Annotated in this window: 10 protein-coding genes; 6 read left to right on the forward strand and 4 right to left on the reverse strand. The window is 66.5% G+C overall.

The window, feature by feature from the left end; genetic code table 11:
- Nucleotides 1–13: 13 nt before the first annotated feature.
- Nucleotides 14–748: an SDR family NAD(P)-dependent oxidoreductase gene (locus FHW83_RS14930; protein ID WP_176647153.1), complete on the reverse strand. Its 735-nt coding sequence runs from the start codon at nt 746–748 to the stop codon at nt 14–16.
- A 113-nt stretch (nt 749–861) separates the two neighbouring features.
- On the opposite strand from FHW83_RS14930, the gene FHW83_RS14935 reads away from it, so the two are divergent.
- Nucleotides 862–1,791, forward strand: a complete 930-nt coding sequence (locus FHW83_RS14935) for a LysR substrate-binding domain-containing protein (RefSeq protein ID WP_176647154.1) — start codon at nt 862–864, stop codon at nt 1,789–1,791.
- An 85-nt stretch (nt 1,792–1,876) separates the two neighbouring features.
- A complete protein-coding gene (locus tag FHW83_RS14940; RefSeq protein ID WP_176647155.1) occupies nt 1,877–3,184 on the forward strand; it encodes a sugar MFS transporter in 1,308 nt (435 codons plus the stop codon).
- A 191-nt stretch (nt 3,185–3,375) separates the two neighbouring features.
- Here the strand turns inward: FHW83_RS14940 and FHW83_RS14945 are convergent, their stop codons facing one another.
- The 3 genes from FHW83_RS14945 to FHW83_RS14955 are packed head-to-tail and all read right to left on the reverse strand — an operon-like array spanning nt 3,376 to nt 6,600.
- Nucleotides 3,376–4,488, reverse strand: coding sequence for a Fic family protein (locus FHW83_RS14945; RefSeq protein ID WP_176647156.1), 1,113 nt, complete (start codon nt 4,486–4,488; stop codon nt 3,376–3,378).
- Between the two features lie 47 nt (nt 4,489–4,535).
- Nucleotides 4,536–5,924 (reverse strand): cell wall metabolism sensor histidine kinase WalK, encoded by a 1,389-nt coding sequence (locus tag FHW83_RS14950; RefSeq protein ID WP_176647157.1) that lies wholly within the window; start codon nt 5,922–5,924, stop codon nt 4,536–4,538.
- The gene (locus FHW83_RS14955; protein WP_176647158.1) at nt 5,917–6,600 is read right to left on the reverse strand and encodes a response regulator transcription factor; all 684 of its coding nucleotides are present in this window, start codon (nt 6,598–6,600) and stop codon (nt 5,917–5,919) included. The genes FHW83_RS14950 and FHW83_RS14955 overlap by 8 nt, the downstream gene beginning before the upstream one ends.
- 102 nt (nt 6,601–6,702) lie before the next feature.
- On the opposite strand from FHW83_RS14955, the gene FHW83_RS14960 reads away from it, so the two are divergent.
- The 4 genes from FHW83_RS14960 to FHW83_RS14975 are packed head-to-tail and all read left to right on the forward strand — an operon-like array spanning nt 6,703 to nt 13,686.
- The gene (locus tag FHW83_RS14960; protein WP_176647159.1) at nt 6,703–7,824 is read left to right on the forward strand and encodes an efflux RND transporter periplasmic adaptor subunit; all 1,122 of its coding nucleotides are present in this window, start codon (nt 6,703–6,705) and stop codon (nt 7,822–7,824) included.
- Nucleotides 7,817–10,894 (forward strand): efflux RND transporter permease subunit, encoded by a 3,078-nt coding sequence (locus FHW83_RS14965; RefSeq protein ID WP_176647160.1) that lies wholly within the window; start codon nt 7,817–7,819, stop codon nt 10,892–10,894. The genes FHW83_RS14960 and FHW83_RS14965 overlap by 8 nt, the downstream gene beginning before the upstream one ends.
- On the forward strand, nt 10,891–12,387 hold the full coding sequence (locus FHW83_RS14970) for an efflux transporter outer membrane subunit (RefSeq protein ID WP_229224195.1): 1,497 nt from the start codon (nt 10,891–10,893) through the stop codon (nt 12,385–12,387). Before FHW83_RS14965 ends, FHW83_RS14970 begins: the two co-directional genes overlap by 4 nt.
- A gap of 60 nt (nt 12,388–12,447) precedes the next feature.
- On the forward strand, nt 12,448–13,686 hold the full coding sequence (locus tag FHW83_RS14975; RefSeq protein ID WP_176647161.1) for a family 1 glycosylhydrolase: 1,239 nt from the start codon (nt 12,448–12,450) through the stop codon (nt 13,684–13,686).
- The last annotated feature ends 17 nt before the right edge of the window (nt 13,687–13,703 follow it).

The following is a 13,703-nucleotide window of genomic DNA, read 5'->3' on the forward strand; positions in this document are numbered from 1 at the left end:
CCTTGAAGTTGCGTTACCAGGTGCCGGCGGTGGCGCCGCCGTCGACCGGCAGGATGGTGCCGGAGGTGAAGTTGGATTCGGTCAGGTACAGCACGGCGTTCACGACATCGTCCGTGACGCCGGTGGTGCCGCTCGGCGACAGCGTGCGGAAGAACGACTGCGTGGCTTCGTCCGTGCTGTGCATCGGCGTGGCGATGATGCCGGGCGCCACCGCGTTGACCTTGACGTTGGACGCCGCCAGCTCGATCGCCAGCGCGCGGGTGGCGTTGTTGAGGCCGCCCTTGATCAGCACCGGCAGCAGCGCCGGCACCTTCACGTTCGGCTGCATCGCGATGCTGGCGGTGATGTTGACGATGTGGCCCGACTTGTTGGCGCCCATGTGCGCGGCCGCCTGCTGCGACGGGAAGAACACGCCTTTCAGATTGGTGTTGAGCAGGTCGTCCAGCTCCTGCTCGGTGTAGTCGGTGGTTGGCTTGGCGATGAAGATGCCGGCGTTGTTGATCAGGATGTCGACCTTGCCAAAGGCGGCGACGGCACGCTCGAACAGCGCCTTGGCGGTTGCCGGCTTGGCGATGTCGCCCGGCACCAGCAGGAAGTTGGCCGGATTGCCCAGTTTATCGGCCGCCTCCTTCAGGCGCTCGATGGTGCGGGCATTGCCGACCACGTTGTAGCCGCGTTTCAGGTAAGCCTCGGCCACCGCAAAGCCAATGCCGCTCGATGCGCCGGTCACAATAACAGTCTTGCTCATGATGTTTCCTTTCGGGGTTGTGTTGAGGTGGAATCACTATATTCCCGACGCCCAGCTTGATAAACACATGGAAAAGCAAGACAATTGATACACCACGTAATCAATAAACCCCCATGAAACGCCAATTCGACGATGTGCTGCTGGGCAGCATCGAACTGTTCTGCCTTGCGGCTGAGCTTTCCAGCTTTACCGCCGCCGCCACCGCCGCCGGGGTCACGCCGGCGGCGGTCAGCCGCTCCGTGTCGCGGCTGGAGGAGCGGCTGGGTGTGCGCCTGTTCGTGCGCACCACGCGCCAGATCCGCTTGACCGACAGCGGCCGCGTCTACTTCGAGCAATGCCGGCAGGCGCTGTCGCAGCTGACCGAGGCCGAGCGCCAGATCACCGGCGCCCAGGTCGAGCCATCCGGCCCGCTGCGCATCAGCGCGCCGACGCCTTACGCCCACTACCGCCTGCTGCCGCTGCTGGGCGAATTCCGCCGCAAGTATCCGGACGTCACCATCGACATCCACGTCAGCAACCGCAACATCGACTTCGCCGACGAGGGCTACGACCTGGCCATCCGCGGCCGCGCGCCGGCCGACTCCAACCTCATCGCGCGCAAGCTGGAGGATGCGGAACTGGTGCTGGTGGCGGCGCCCTCCTACCTCAAGCGCGCCGGCAAGCCCAGGTCGCTGGACGACCTGGCCAAACACGAATGCATCCAGTTCGACCTGCCCAGCACCGGCAAGCGCATTCCATGGGTGTTCATGCGCGATGGCGCGGCCGTCGACCTGCCGACCGAGGGCGGCCTCAGTTGCTCGGAGGATGTGCTGGGCATTGTCACGCTGGCGCGCAGCGGCGCCGGCCTGGTGCAGACCTACCGCTTCATCGTCGAGCAGGACCTGGCCAGCGGCGCGCTGGTGGAATTGCTGCCGCAGCACGGCGGCACCTCGCGCCCCTTCATCCTGCTGTATCCGCACGCGCGCCATCTGTCGCTGCGGGTGCGCACCTTTGTCGATTTCGTGGTCGGCAAGCTCAACCCGGGCCGAGCTATATCCAAATGATATTGATCCCGGTCTCTTTGGCATTGGAGATCAAACAAGCGCTGGGATAGCATACCGAGTTAAGAAAACTCAAAGAGACAACCCCATGCCAGCTCCCATGCCCAGCGCCACCGGCGCCCTGCCCACGCAGTCCCATGCCACCAGTCCACGCGCGGTCCTGTCGCTGCTGACCAGCCTGTTCTTCACCTGGGGCTTCATCACCGTCATCAACAACACCCTGCTGCCGCACCTGCGCAGCGTGTTCGACCTGAACTACACCCAGACCACGCTGATCGAGTCGGTCTGGTTCATCGCCTACTTCTTCGCCTCGATTCCATCGGCGCGCCTGATCGAGCGCATCGGCTACCAGAAATCGATGGTGTTCGGGCTGTGCATGATGGCGGTCGGCGCGCTGCTGATGATCCCGGCCGCGCGTCTGCCGTCCTACGGCGTGACGCTGGTGGCGCTGTTCGTGATCGCCTGCGGCATCACGCTGCTGCAGGTGTCGGCCAATCCCTACGTCGCCGTGCTGGGTTCGCCGGAGACCGCGTCCTCGCGCCTGAACCTGGTGCAGGCGTTCAACTCGCTAGGCGCCACGCTGGCGCCGCTGTTCGGCGCCTACCTGATCCTGGGCCGCTCCAACTCGGGCACCGCCGAGGCCGGCCACGTGCTGACCCAGGCCGAGAAACTGGCCGACGCCCAGGCCGTGCAGCTGCCGTACCTGATCGTGGCGGCCGTGCTGGTGATCCTGGCGCTGGTGATCGCGCGCTTCAAGATGCCGGCCATGCACCACAGCGCAACCAGCCGCGTCTCGACCACCGAGCGCGCCAAGCTGTCGCTGTGGAAGCACCGCAACCTGGTGTTCGGCATCCCGGCCATCTTCATCTACCTGATCGCCGAGATCGGCGTGGCCAACCTGTTCATCAACTTCACCGGCCAGCCGGAGATTGGCGGCCTGAGCCACGAGCAAGGCGCGCATTACCTGTTCCTGCTGTGGGGCGGCATGCTGGTCGGCCGTTTCGTCGGCGCCTGGGCCATGAACAAGACCACCGCCGAGCGCGTGCTGGCGTTCTGCGCGATTGGCGCCTTCGTCGTGATGATGATCGCGGCGCTGGGTACCGGCAGCGTGGCCATGTGGGCGCTGATCTCGGTGGGTCTGTTCCACTCGGTGATGTTCCCGACCATCTTCACGCTGGGCATCAAAGGCCTGGGCCCGCTGACCGAGGAAGGCGCCGGCCTGCTGATCATGGCGATCGCCGGTGGCGCGCTGGTGGTGGTGCAAGGCTGGCTGGCCGACACCGTCGGCCTGCAACTGTCCTTCCTGCTGACCGCCGCCTGCGAACTGTACGTGCTGTTCTATGCCGTCTGGGGTTCGAAAGCCACCAACGCTTTCGCGGACGAACAAGTCAGCTAAAGAGCAACTCCGCCCGCCTCGTCCGGTAATGCCGCTAAATTAAGAGCCGTCATTCCCGCGAAGGCGGGAATCCATGCTGAACTGATGACCACGCGCCCCATGGATTCCCGCCTGCGCGGGAATGACGGCTCATCAGTTTGCGGCCAAAAAAGCCTTAACTTAGCGGCATTAGCCTCACACGGGAATTTTTTTTATTTGTTGAGCTGGTAGCCGGTACTGCGGCCGCCGGCCGTGGTCTTTCGCAGCACACCTTTGCTCAGCAGATCCGTGATGTCGCGCAGGGCTGTATCGGGCGAACATTTGGCGATGCTTGCCCACTTGCTGCTGGTAAGCTTGCCTTCCAAACCGTCCAGCAGCCGGTTAAGCAGTTTCATCTGGCGCTCATTGAGTGGCAGCTCCGCGTATTGCCGCCAGAAGCGCGCCTTGGTCAATGCAGTGTCCAGGCCCGTGTGGGCCTGATCTACCGCGTGCCACAAGGCTTCTAAAAACCATGAAAGCCATTCCGTCACGTCCATAGTTTCCTTCTGTGTTCGTTCCAGGATGCTGTAATAAGCCTTGCGTTCACGCTGGATTTGCGCGGATAAACTGTAGAAACGCTGCGGACTGCCATCGGCGCGCGCCAGAAGCATGTCTCCAATCGCACGCGCAATGCGGCCGTTGCCATCGTCAAACGGATGCACGGTCAGGAACCACAAATGTGCCAAGCCTGACTTGATCAGCGGTGGGTCATCCGTTTCGCCCATCCAGCCAAGGAAACGCGCCATTTCAGCTTCCAGACGCGGTGCAGGGGGCGCTTCAAAGTACACGCGCTGACGGCCAACGGGCCCGGACAGCACTTGCATCGGACCGCTGGCGTCGTCACGCCAGGCACCTGCACGAATCCGGGTCAGGCCCGAATAACCAGTGGGAAAAAGCGCCGCATGCCAGCCAAACAGGCGCTCACGCGTCAGCGGCGCTCGACTATTGGCGGTGGCATCCAGCACCATGTCCACCACGCCTTCAATATGGCGATCCACCGGCGCCAGCGCGCCGATGTCCAGGCCCAAGCGTCGTGCTATCGAGGAACGCACCGACTGCACGTTCAGACTCTCGCCTTCGATCTCACTGGTTTTCACGACATCTTCAGTCAGCGCTGTCAGGCTGAGCTGATCACGCAACAGCAAACCGGCCTCTTCCAATCGGCCAAGCAGATATCCCTGCGCGTGGCTAACTTCGGACATAGCGGCCGCCAGCGCCGTCAGATCGTAGCGCCAACGAGGCCAGTCCGGGGCCTGCCAGATATAGGTGTAATCGCCGCACTCCATGCGGAGATTATGCGCTTATTCTCCGCATGAGGCGAACACGGCGCTGGCTACGGCAGGTGCAGCGTGAAGCGCGCTCCCCCTGTTGTGGTGTTCTCTGCCGTGATTTTGCCGCCGTAGGCTTGCATGATGGCCTGCGATAGCGCCAGCCCGAGGCCGACGCCGTCGACCTCCCCCGCCCGCGCGCCGCTGCCGCGGAAGAAGCGCTCAAACAGAAACGGCAGCTCGTGTTCCGCGATTCCGGCTCCCTGGTCTTCCACCGACAACGTCACGCCCTGCGCCGTGCTCTGAATGCGTACGGTGATGTGGCCGTCGGCAGGCGAGAACTTGAGGGCGTTTTCCAGCAGGTTGCGCAGCACCAGGCTGACCGGCGCCCGGTCCACCTGCACCGGCTCGGCCAATTCATCCTGTAGCAGGATGCGGATGCGCCGCTCGGCCGCAGGCGCGCTCAGGCGCTGTACCGCCTCCCCCGCCAGCGAAGACAGCGACGCCAGTTCCACCTGCGCCAGTTGCTGCCCCGCGTCCAGCCGCGCCAGCATCAGCAATTCCTCCACCAGCATGGTCAGGCCGCCGACCTCGTCCAGACAGGAGCGCAAGGTACTGACATACTCGGCCTCCGTACGCTGCCGGCGCAAGGTGATTTCGATCTCGGTGCGCAGCCGCGACAGCGGCGAGCGCAGCTCGTGCGAGGCATCGGCCGTGAACCGCCGCTGCGCCTCGAACGCGTGCTCGATACGGTCCAGCATGGCGTTCAGGGTGTCGGCCAGGTGGCCGATCTCGTCATCGTCACCGGGATGCGGCAGTCGGCTGTCCAGGCTGCTGTCGCCGATCTTGCGCGCCTGGTCGACGATGTTTTCAATCGCCACAAAGGTCTTGCGCGACAGGCGCGCTCCGGCCCAGCCCACCAGGGCCAGCAAGGCCGTCGCCATCACCGCGAACAGGATGGCGGCCGATTGCAGGATCTGGTCGGCGTCGTCCAGCGAGCCGGCCACCTGCACCGCATAGCGCCCGCCACGCACCAGCACCGGCACCGAGACCATGCGCAGCGGTTCCTCGCGCGCATCCGGCAGCGTATCGAACACGGTTTCACCGGCGCCCAGTTGCGCCAGCAGCGACGGCGACAGCGGCAACTTGTCGCCGCCCAGGTTGGCGCTACGCGCCAGCACGCGCCCGTTGCCATCGATGATTTGCACCAGCCGGTCCAGCCGCGTCAGTGACAGCGGCGCGCTGCCGGCCGGGGCTTCATGCACGCGCACCACGGCGCCCGCGCTGTCGGCCAGCATGCCGGCTTCGGTGTCGGCCAGGGCCAGCAACGCCGAATCCAGCTGTCCGCGCACCGAGCGCGACAACTGCCACCAGCCGGCCACGGCAGTGACGGAGATGGCCGCCACGCTCACCATCAGGTGCATCAGCACCAGGCGGCGGCGCAGGCTAAGCATCGGCCGTCCCCGGCGCCGCCAGGCGGAAGCCGCGCCCGCGCACGGTTTCGATCAGCGCCGCGTGGCCCGGCGCGTCCACCTTGCGGCGCAGGTTTTTCATGTGCACGTCGATCAGGTTGTCGATAGCGATCAGGTCGGCGTGCCAGACGTGCTCGGCCAATTGCAGCCGGCTGACCACCTCGCCCACGTGCTGCAACAGGAATTCGAGGATGGCGTATTCCTTCGGCGTCAGGTCCAGGCTGACGCCGGCGCGCCGCACCTCGTGGGTCTGCGGGTCGACCGTCATGTCCGCCACCTGCCGCAAGGCCGGCGCCGCGCGCACCGCGCGCCGTAGCAACGCCCGCACGCGCGCCAGCAACTCATCGAATTCAAACGGCTTGGTCAGGTAATCATCGGCGCCGGTGTTGAGGCCGGCGATGCGGTCGGCCAGCGCATCGCGCGCGGTCAGCATCAGCACCGGCAGCGGCAGGCCGCGCTGGCGCCACTCGCTGCACAGCGTGATGCCATCCTTACCTGGCAACATCCAGTCGAGGATGGCCAGGTCGGCGCGCGCCAGGTCGCTGGCCTCGATCTCCTGCGCCGCATGGGCGACCGTCACCGTATAGCCCTCCTCCTCCAGGCCTCGGGCCAGCAGCCGGGCCGCCTTGTGATCATCTTCTACGAGCAATATGTGCATGGGGCAAGTATAGCAGCGCCCCGGCCGGGCTTTCCTGAAGAAGAATTCAGGATGCGGTGCAGCAAATTTCCCTACCATGGCGGCACTTTGCGGAGAACCACCATGAAACGAGCCACGCTATTCAAACTGATCCTGTCCGGCCTGCTGGTCGCGGCCGCGCTGCGCCTGTATGGCAGCCACGCCAAGGAGGCGCCTACCGCCGAGGACACGCCGTCGCTGCTGCACGAGGGCGATTTGCTGCGCATTCCGGAACAGTCGCCGTTGCGGCGCTCGCTGACGGTGAGCGTGATCGACGAGCAAAGCATCGCCGCCCCGTTCACACTGCCGGCGCTTGTGGAGGCCGATCCGGGCCGCCTGGTCAAGGTGACGCCGCCGCTGGCCGGCCGCATCGTCAGCCTCAACAAGCAACTGGGCGACCAGGTCAAGGCCGGCGAGCCGCTGTTCACCATTGACGCGCCGGACATGGCGCAGGCTGCGGCCGACCACGCCAAGGCGCAGTCCGCGCTGGCGCTGGCCCAACGTAACCTGCAACGCCAGAACGAGCTGGCGCAATCCGACATCGCCGCCAGACGCGATGTCGAACAGGCGCAAGGCGATTGCGACAGCGCCGCCGCCGAGGCCACCCGCGCCGCCGCCCGCCTGGCCCAGCTGGGCGCGCGCGCCGGCACCGGAAGCGGCCGCATCGTGGTGCGCTCGCCGATCGCCGGCCGCGTGGTCGAGCTGGCGGCCGCCGCCGGCGCCTGGTGGAACGACGCCAGCGCGCCGGTCATGACGGTGGCCGACCTGTCCCAGGTCTTCATCAGCGCCAGCGCGCAGGAAAAAGACCTGGCCCAGCTCTACGTCGGCCAGCAGGCCAGCATCAAGCTGGACGCCTGGCCGCAGCCGCTGACCGGCCAGGTGCGCTACATCGGCGAAATGCTGGATCCGGACACCCGCACCATCAAGGTCCGCCTGCCCTTCGACAACCGCGACGGCCGCCTGAAACCGGGCATGTTCGCCGAAGCCACCCTGCTGGCGCGTCCGCACCAAGGCCTGCTGGTGCCGATGAGCGCCGTGATCCAGAGCGGCTTCACCAGCCGCACCTTTGTCGAGGTCAAGCCGTGGCAATTTGTGGCACGCGATGTCCGGCTGGGCGCGCAGATCGGCGAACAGGTGGAAGTGCTGGCCGGCCTCAAGGCCGGCGAACGTATCGTGACCAAGGATGGAGTGCTGCTCAATGATTGAACGTCTGGTCACCCTGTGCTTCAACCGGCGCGGCATCGTTTCGCTGGTGTTCGCGCTGGCCGCGCTGTACGGCGGCTACTGCTGGACCCAGCTGCCGCTGGAAGCCTATCCCGACATCGCCGATGTCACCTCGCAGGTGGTCACCCAGGTCAACGGCCTGGCCGCCGAGGAGGTCGAACAGCAGATCACCATCCCGCTCGAGCGCGAGATCATGGGCACGCCCGGCATGCATGTGATGCGCTCCAAGTCCACCTTCGGCCTGTCGCTGATCACCGTGGTGTTCGAGGATGGCGCGGAAGATTACTGGTCGCGCCAGCGCCTGCAGGAACGCATCGCCGGCGTGTCGCTGCCGTACGGCGCCCAGCCCTCGCTCGATGCGCTGACCTCGCCCATCGGCGAGATCTACCGCTACACGCTGGAATCGAAAAGCCGCGACCTGCGCTCGCTGTCCGAACTGCAGCGCTGGACAGTGATCCCGCGCCTGAAACAGGCGGCGGGCGTGGTCGACGTCAGCAACTTCGGCGGCCTGACCACGCAGTTCCTGCTGGAATTCGATCCGGCCAAGCTTTCCAAGTACAACCTGTCGCTGGCGCAGATCACGCAAGCCATCGCGGCCAATAACGCCAACGCCGGCGGCAGCGTGCTGACGCGCGGCGAACAGGGACTGGTGGTGCGCGGCGTCGGCCTGATCCGCAGCCTGGACGACCTCGGCAACGTGGTGGTGGCGCAGAAAAATGGCGTGCCGGTGCTGGTCAAGGACCTCGGCAACGTCACACTGGGCCAGCAGGAGCGCCATGGCGTGCTGGGCAAGGACAAGCTGTCCGACACCGTGTCCGGCGTGGTGCTGCTGCTCAAGCATGAAAACCCCTCGCGCGTGATCGCCAACGTGCACGCGGCGGTGCGGGATCTCAACGAACACCTGCTGCCGAAGGACGTCAAGGTGGTGCCCTACATGGACCGCAGCACGCTGGTGGACGCCACCGTGCACACGGTCGGCAAGACACTGGTGGAAGGCGTGGTGCTGGTGACGCTGGTGCTGGTGCTGTTCCTGGGCAGCCCACGCGCGGCGCTGATCGCGGCGGCCACCATTCCGGTTTCGCTGATGACGGCCTTCATCCTGATGCAGCACTTCAAGATCCCGGCCAACCTGCTGTCTCTGGGCGCGATCGACTTCGGCATCATCGTGGACGGCGCCATCTTCGTGCTGGAAGCCATCCTGCGCCGGCGCGAGGAACAGCCGGACGGTCTGCTGCCCGGCCGCGACGCCGTGCACGCCGCGCTGCAGGTGATGAAGCCGACCTGCTTCGGCATGCTGGTGATCATGGTCGCCTACCTGCCGCTGTTCGCCTTCCAGCGCATCGAGTACAAGCTGTTCTCGCCGATGGCGTTCGCGGTCGGCTTCGCCCTGCTGGGGGCGTTGCTGATGACCGTGATGCTGATTCCAGGCCTGGCCTTCTGGGCTTTCCGCAAGCCGCGCAAGATCTTCCACAACCCGGCGCTGGAATGGCTGATGCCACGCTACGAGGCGCTGCTGCACCGGCTGGTGGGCAAGTCGAGGCTGGTGCTGGCCATCGCCGGCGCCACGCTGGCGGCGGTGGTGCTGGTGGGCGGCTCCATCGGCCGCGACTTCCTGCCGACGCTGGACGAAGGCTCGATCTGGCTGCAGGTCACACTGCCGCCCGGCATCTCGCTGACCAAGGCGACGCAGATGGCCGACGCCCTGCGCGCCGCCACCCTGCAGGAACCGCAGGTGGCCCACGTCGTCACGCAACTGGGCCGCAACGATGAAGGCACCGACCCGTTCACGCCCTCGCACATCGAGTGCGCGGTGACCTTGCAGCCTTACAGCGAGTGGCCGTCGGGCATGAGCAAGCAGGACCTGATCGACAAGCTGGCGGCGCGCTACAAGCAATTGCCGCGCACCGAGGTCGGCTTCTCGCAGCCGATGATCGATGGCGTGCTGGACAAGCTGGCCGGCGCTCACAGCGACCTGGTGGTCAAGGTGTATGGCGACGACTTCCACGCCACCCGCAAGCTGGCCAGCGCGGTCGAGCACCTGCTGCGCACGGTGCCGGGCGCGCAGGACGTGATCATAGACCAGGAACCGCCGCTGCCCCAGGTGCGCATCGACGTCGACCGTGCCGCCGCGGCCCGCCTCGGCATCAACGTGGCCGACGTGATGGCGCTGATCCAGACCGGCATCGGCGGCAGCCCGGTGGCGCAAGTCTACGTGGACGACCGCAGCTACGACGTGGCGGCGCGCTTCAGCGGCCCCACCCGCAACGATCCGCAGGCCATCGGCGACCTGGTGCTGAACGCCGCCAACGGCGCCCACGTGGCGCTGGCGCAGGTGGCGCACATCCGCCTGGCCGAGGGCGAGACCACCATCACGCGCGAGATGAACCGGCGCCACCTGACGGTGCGCACCAATCTGCGCGGGCGCGACCTGTCATCCTTCCTGGCCGAGGCGCAGGGCCGCATCGCGCGTGAGATTCCCTACGATCACGCGCGCTACCAGATCAGCTGGGGCGGCCAGTTTGAGAACCAGCAGCGCGCGCAAGCACGGCTGGCGGTGATCGTGCCGGCCGTGCTGGCGCTGATGTTTGTCCTGCTGTTCGCGGCGTTCGGCAACCTGCGCCAGCCGGGCCTGATCCTGCTGGCGGTGCCGCTGTCACTGCTGGGCGGGCTGGTGGCGCTGCACTTGCGCGGCATGACGCTCAACGTTTCGTCGGCGGTCGGCTTCATCGCGCTGTTCGGCGTGTCGGTGCTGAACGCGGTGGTGATGCTGGCCAGCCTGAACCACTGGCGCCAGCAGTTGCCCGGCGACCTGCGCGGCGCCGTCATCCGGGGCGCGCGCGAGCGCGTGCGACCGGTGCTGACCACCGCCACCGTGGCCGCGCTGGGCCTGGTGCCGGCGGCGCTGGCGCACGGCCTCGGCAGCGACGTCCAGCGCCCGTTGGCCACCGTGGTGGTCGGCGGACTGGTGACGGCCACCGTGCTGACGCTGGTGCTGCTGCCGGCGCTGTACTACCTGATCGAACAACGCTACGGCCAAGGAGAACCCGCATGATCAAAGCGATGAGCATCCGCATCAGCGCGCTGGCCGCGCCGCTGGCTGGCGCCCCGGCCTCGGCGCTGGCAACCCTGCTGGTAAAGTTGCTGGTAGCGCTGCTGCTCAGCGGCTGCGCCGCCGGTCCCGACTTCACTCGCCCGGCCGCGCCCACGGTGGCCGGCTACACCGCCGAGCCACTGGCCGCCCCTGCCGACCAGCAACTGATCGCGGGCCAGGACGTGGCGGCCCGATGGTGGACGGTATTCGGTTCGGAAGAACTGAATCAACTAGTGGAGGCCGCGCTGCAGGCCAATCCCGAACTGCAAGCGGCGGACGCCGCCCTGCGCGCCGCGCGCGAAACCGCCGCGGCCCAGCGTGGCGCCTATGCGCCCAGCGCCGACCTGCACCTGCAGCCGAGCCGCCAGCGCGTCGCTGACACGCTCTCCAGCCCGACGGCATCGGGCGCCAATTTATACAGCCTGCACACGGCGCAACTCAACATCAGCTACGCGCCGGACGTGTTCGGCGGCGCGCGGCGGCAGGTGGAGGCGGCCGGCGCGCAGGCGGAGGTGGCGCGCTTCCAGCGCGAGGCCGCGCGCCTGACCCTGGCCGCCAACGTGGTCAGCGCCGCCATCGAGGAAGCGTCGCTGCGGGCCCAGATCAACGCCATGCGGGCGCTGGCGTCGCAGTCGCAGCAGCAACTGGACGCGGTGCGCAAACAGCGGCAAGCCGGACAGGTGGGCGCGGCGGAGGTGGCGGCGCAGGAGGCGGCGCAGGCACAGGTGGAGGCGCAACTGCCGCCGTTGGAGAAACAGCTGTCCCAGCAGCAAGACCTGCTGGCGGTACTGGCCGGGCGTTATCCCAGCGAAGGCATCGCGCAGCGGCTCGACTTCGACAAACTGGTGCTGGCGAGCCAGTTGCCGCTCAGCGTGCCGGCCAGGCTGGTCGAGCGGCGGCCCGACATTCGCGCGGCCGAAGCGCAATTGCAGGCCGCGTCGGCGCAGATCGGCATCGCCAAGGCGGCGCGCCTGCCCGGCATCGCGCTGACGGCCAGCATGGGCAGCGCGGCACTGGACGCCGGCACGCTGTTCAAGTCCGGCGCCGGCTTCTGGAGCATCGGCGCAGATCTGGTGCAGCCGCTGTTCCATGGCGGTACGCTGTTGCATCAGCAGCGCGCGGCGGAGGCGGCTTACGAGCAGACGGCGGCGCAGTACCGCGCCACCGTGCTGACCGCCTTCCAGAACGTGGCCGACACACTGCACGCAATCGACGCCGACGCCCGCGCCGTGCACGCCGCGCAGCGTGCCGAACAGGCTGCGCACACCAGTTGGGGCATCGCCCAGCGCCAATGGGAACTTGGCCAGGGCGCCTACCCGGCGGTGCTGCAAGCAGGCCAGGCATGGCAACAGGCGACAATCAGCCTGATCCAGGCGCAGGCCGCGCGATATGCCGACACGGTGGCGTTGTTCCAGGCGCTGGGCGGTGGTTGGCAGGAGGATGGCCCGCCTTAAAGGACGCCGCAGCGCGGCCAACTCCGCTAGCATGGCAGCGATACGCGGAAAGGAGTTGCCATGTTTCGTCGATTCATCTTTGCCACCGGCATCGAAAACAGCATTCCCACGATCAATAACGGCCGCACGCGCATGGATGAGATGGAAAAATGCGGCCACTATCGCCACTGGAAAACCGATTTCGACCTGGTGCGGGAGCTCGGCATCACGGCGCTGCGCTACGGTCCTCCGCTGCACACCACCTGGCTCGGCCCCGGCCGCTACGACTGGTCGTTCGCCGATGAAACCCTGAACGAGCTGCGCCGCCGCAACATGGTGGCCATCGTCGACCTCTGCCACTTCGGCCTGCCCGACTGGCTCGGCAATTTCCAGAACCCCGAATTCCCCGTCCTGTTCGCCGACTACGCGCGCGAGTTCGCCAGGCGCTACCCCTGGCTGCAACTGTACACGCCGGTCAATGAGATGTCGATCTGCGCCCGCTTTTCCGCGCTGTACGGCTGGTGGAACGAGCAACTGAGCGACGACCGCTCTTTCGTCACCGCGCTCAAGCACGTGGTCAAGGCCAATGTGCTGGCCATGCAGGCCATCCTGCACGTGCAGCCGGAGGCGCTGTTCGTGCAGAGCGAGTCGAGCGAGTATTTCCACGCCGAGAATCCGGACGCCATCGAACCGGCCGAGACCATGAACTCGCGCCGCTTCCTGTCGCTCGATCTCAACTACGGCCGCCGCGTCGATTCGGTGATGTACGAGTACCTGATGGAAAACGGCATGACGCGCGACGAGTATAGTTTCTTCATGCACAACGACCTCAAGCACCACTGCATCATGGGCAACGATTACTACCAGACCAACGAGCACTACGTCTCCAGCGACGGCGCCACCTGGGCCTCGGGCGAGGTGTTCGGCTACGCCACCATCACCGAGCAGTACGCGAAGCGCTACGGCCTGCCGGTGATGCACACCGAGACCAATCTGTGCCAGGGCCCCGGCGGCGACGAGGCGGTGCGCTGGCTGCGCAAGGAATGGGCCAACGTGCTGTGCGTACGCAACAGCGGCGTGCCCATCGTCGGCTTCACCTGGTACTCGCTCACCGACCAGGTCGACTGGGATTGCGCGCTGCGCGAGGACAAGGGCGTGGTCAATCCGCTCGGCCTGTACGACCTCGACCGAAAGATACGGCCGGTGGGCGAGGCCTACCGCGACCTGATCCAGAAATGGTCGGCGGTCTTGCCCACCAAGAGCGTTTGCCTGCAAGTGCCGGTGCTGTGCCCGGACGATTACCGCCCCGAGGCCCTGTAACGAACAGCGCCGGCTGT

The organism is Duganella sp. SG902 (genome assembly GCF_013376005.1).
Classification (GTDB): domain Bacteria; phylum Pseudomonadota; class Gammaproteobacteria; order Burkholderiales; family Burkholderiaceae_D; genus Rugamonas.

Bases quoted from the DNA above. Each gene is read 5' to 3' on its own strand.
- FHW83_RS14930 (WP_176647153.1), bottom strand. From the start codon at position 748: ATGAGCAAGACTGTTATTGTGACCGGCGCATCGAGCGGCATTGGCTTT.
- FHW83_RS14935 (WP_176647154.1), top strand. From the start codon at position 862: ATGAAACGCCAATTCGACGATGTGCTGCTGGGCAGCATCGAACTGTTC.
- FHW83_RS14940 (WP_176647155.1), top strand. From the start codon at position 1,877: ATGCCAGCTCCCATGCCCAGCGCCACCGGCGCCCTGCCCACGCAGTCC.
- FHW83_RS14945 (WP_176647156.1), bottom strand. From the start codon at position 4,488: ATGGAGTGCGGCGATTACACCTATATCTGGCAGGCCCCGGACTGGCCT.
- FHW83_RS14950 (WP_176647157.1), bottom strand. From the start codon at position 5,924: ATGCTTAGCCTGCGCCGCCGCCTGGTGCTGATGCACCTGATGGTGAGC.
- FHW83_RS14955 (WP_176647158.1), bottom strand. From the start codon at position 6,600: ATGCACATATTGCTCGTAGAAGATGATCACAAGGCGGCCCGGCTGCTG.
- FHW83_RS14960 (WP_176647159.1), top strand. From the start codon at position 6,703: ATGAAACGAGCCACGCTATTCAAACTGATCCTGTCCGGCCTGCTGGTC.
- FHW83_RS14965 (WP_176647160.1), top strand. From the start codon at position 7,817: ATGATTGAACGTCTGGTCACCCTGTGCTTCAACCGGCGCGGCATCGTT.
- FHW83_RS14970 (WP_229224195.1), top strand. From the start codon at position 10,891: ATGATCAAAGCGATGAGCATCCGCATCAGCGCGCTGGCCGCGCCGCTG.
- FHW83_RS14975 (WP_176647161.1), top strand. From the start codon at position 12,448: ATGTTTCGTCGATTCATCTTTGCCACCGGCATCGAAAACAGCATTCCC.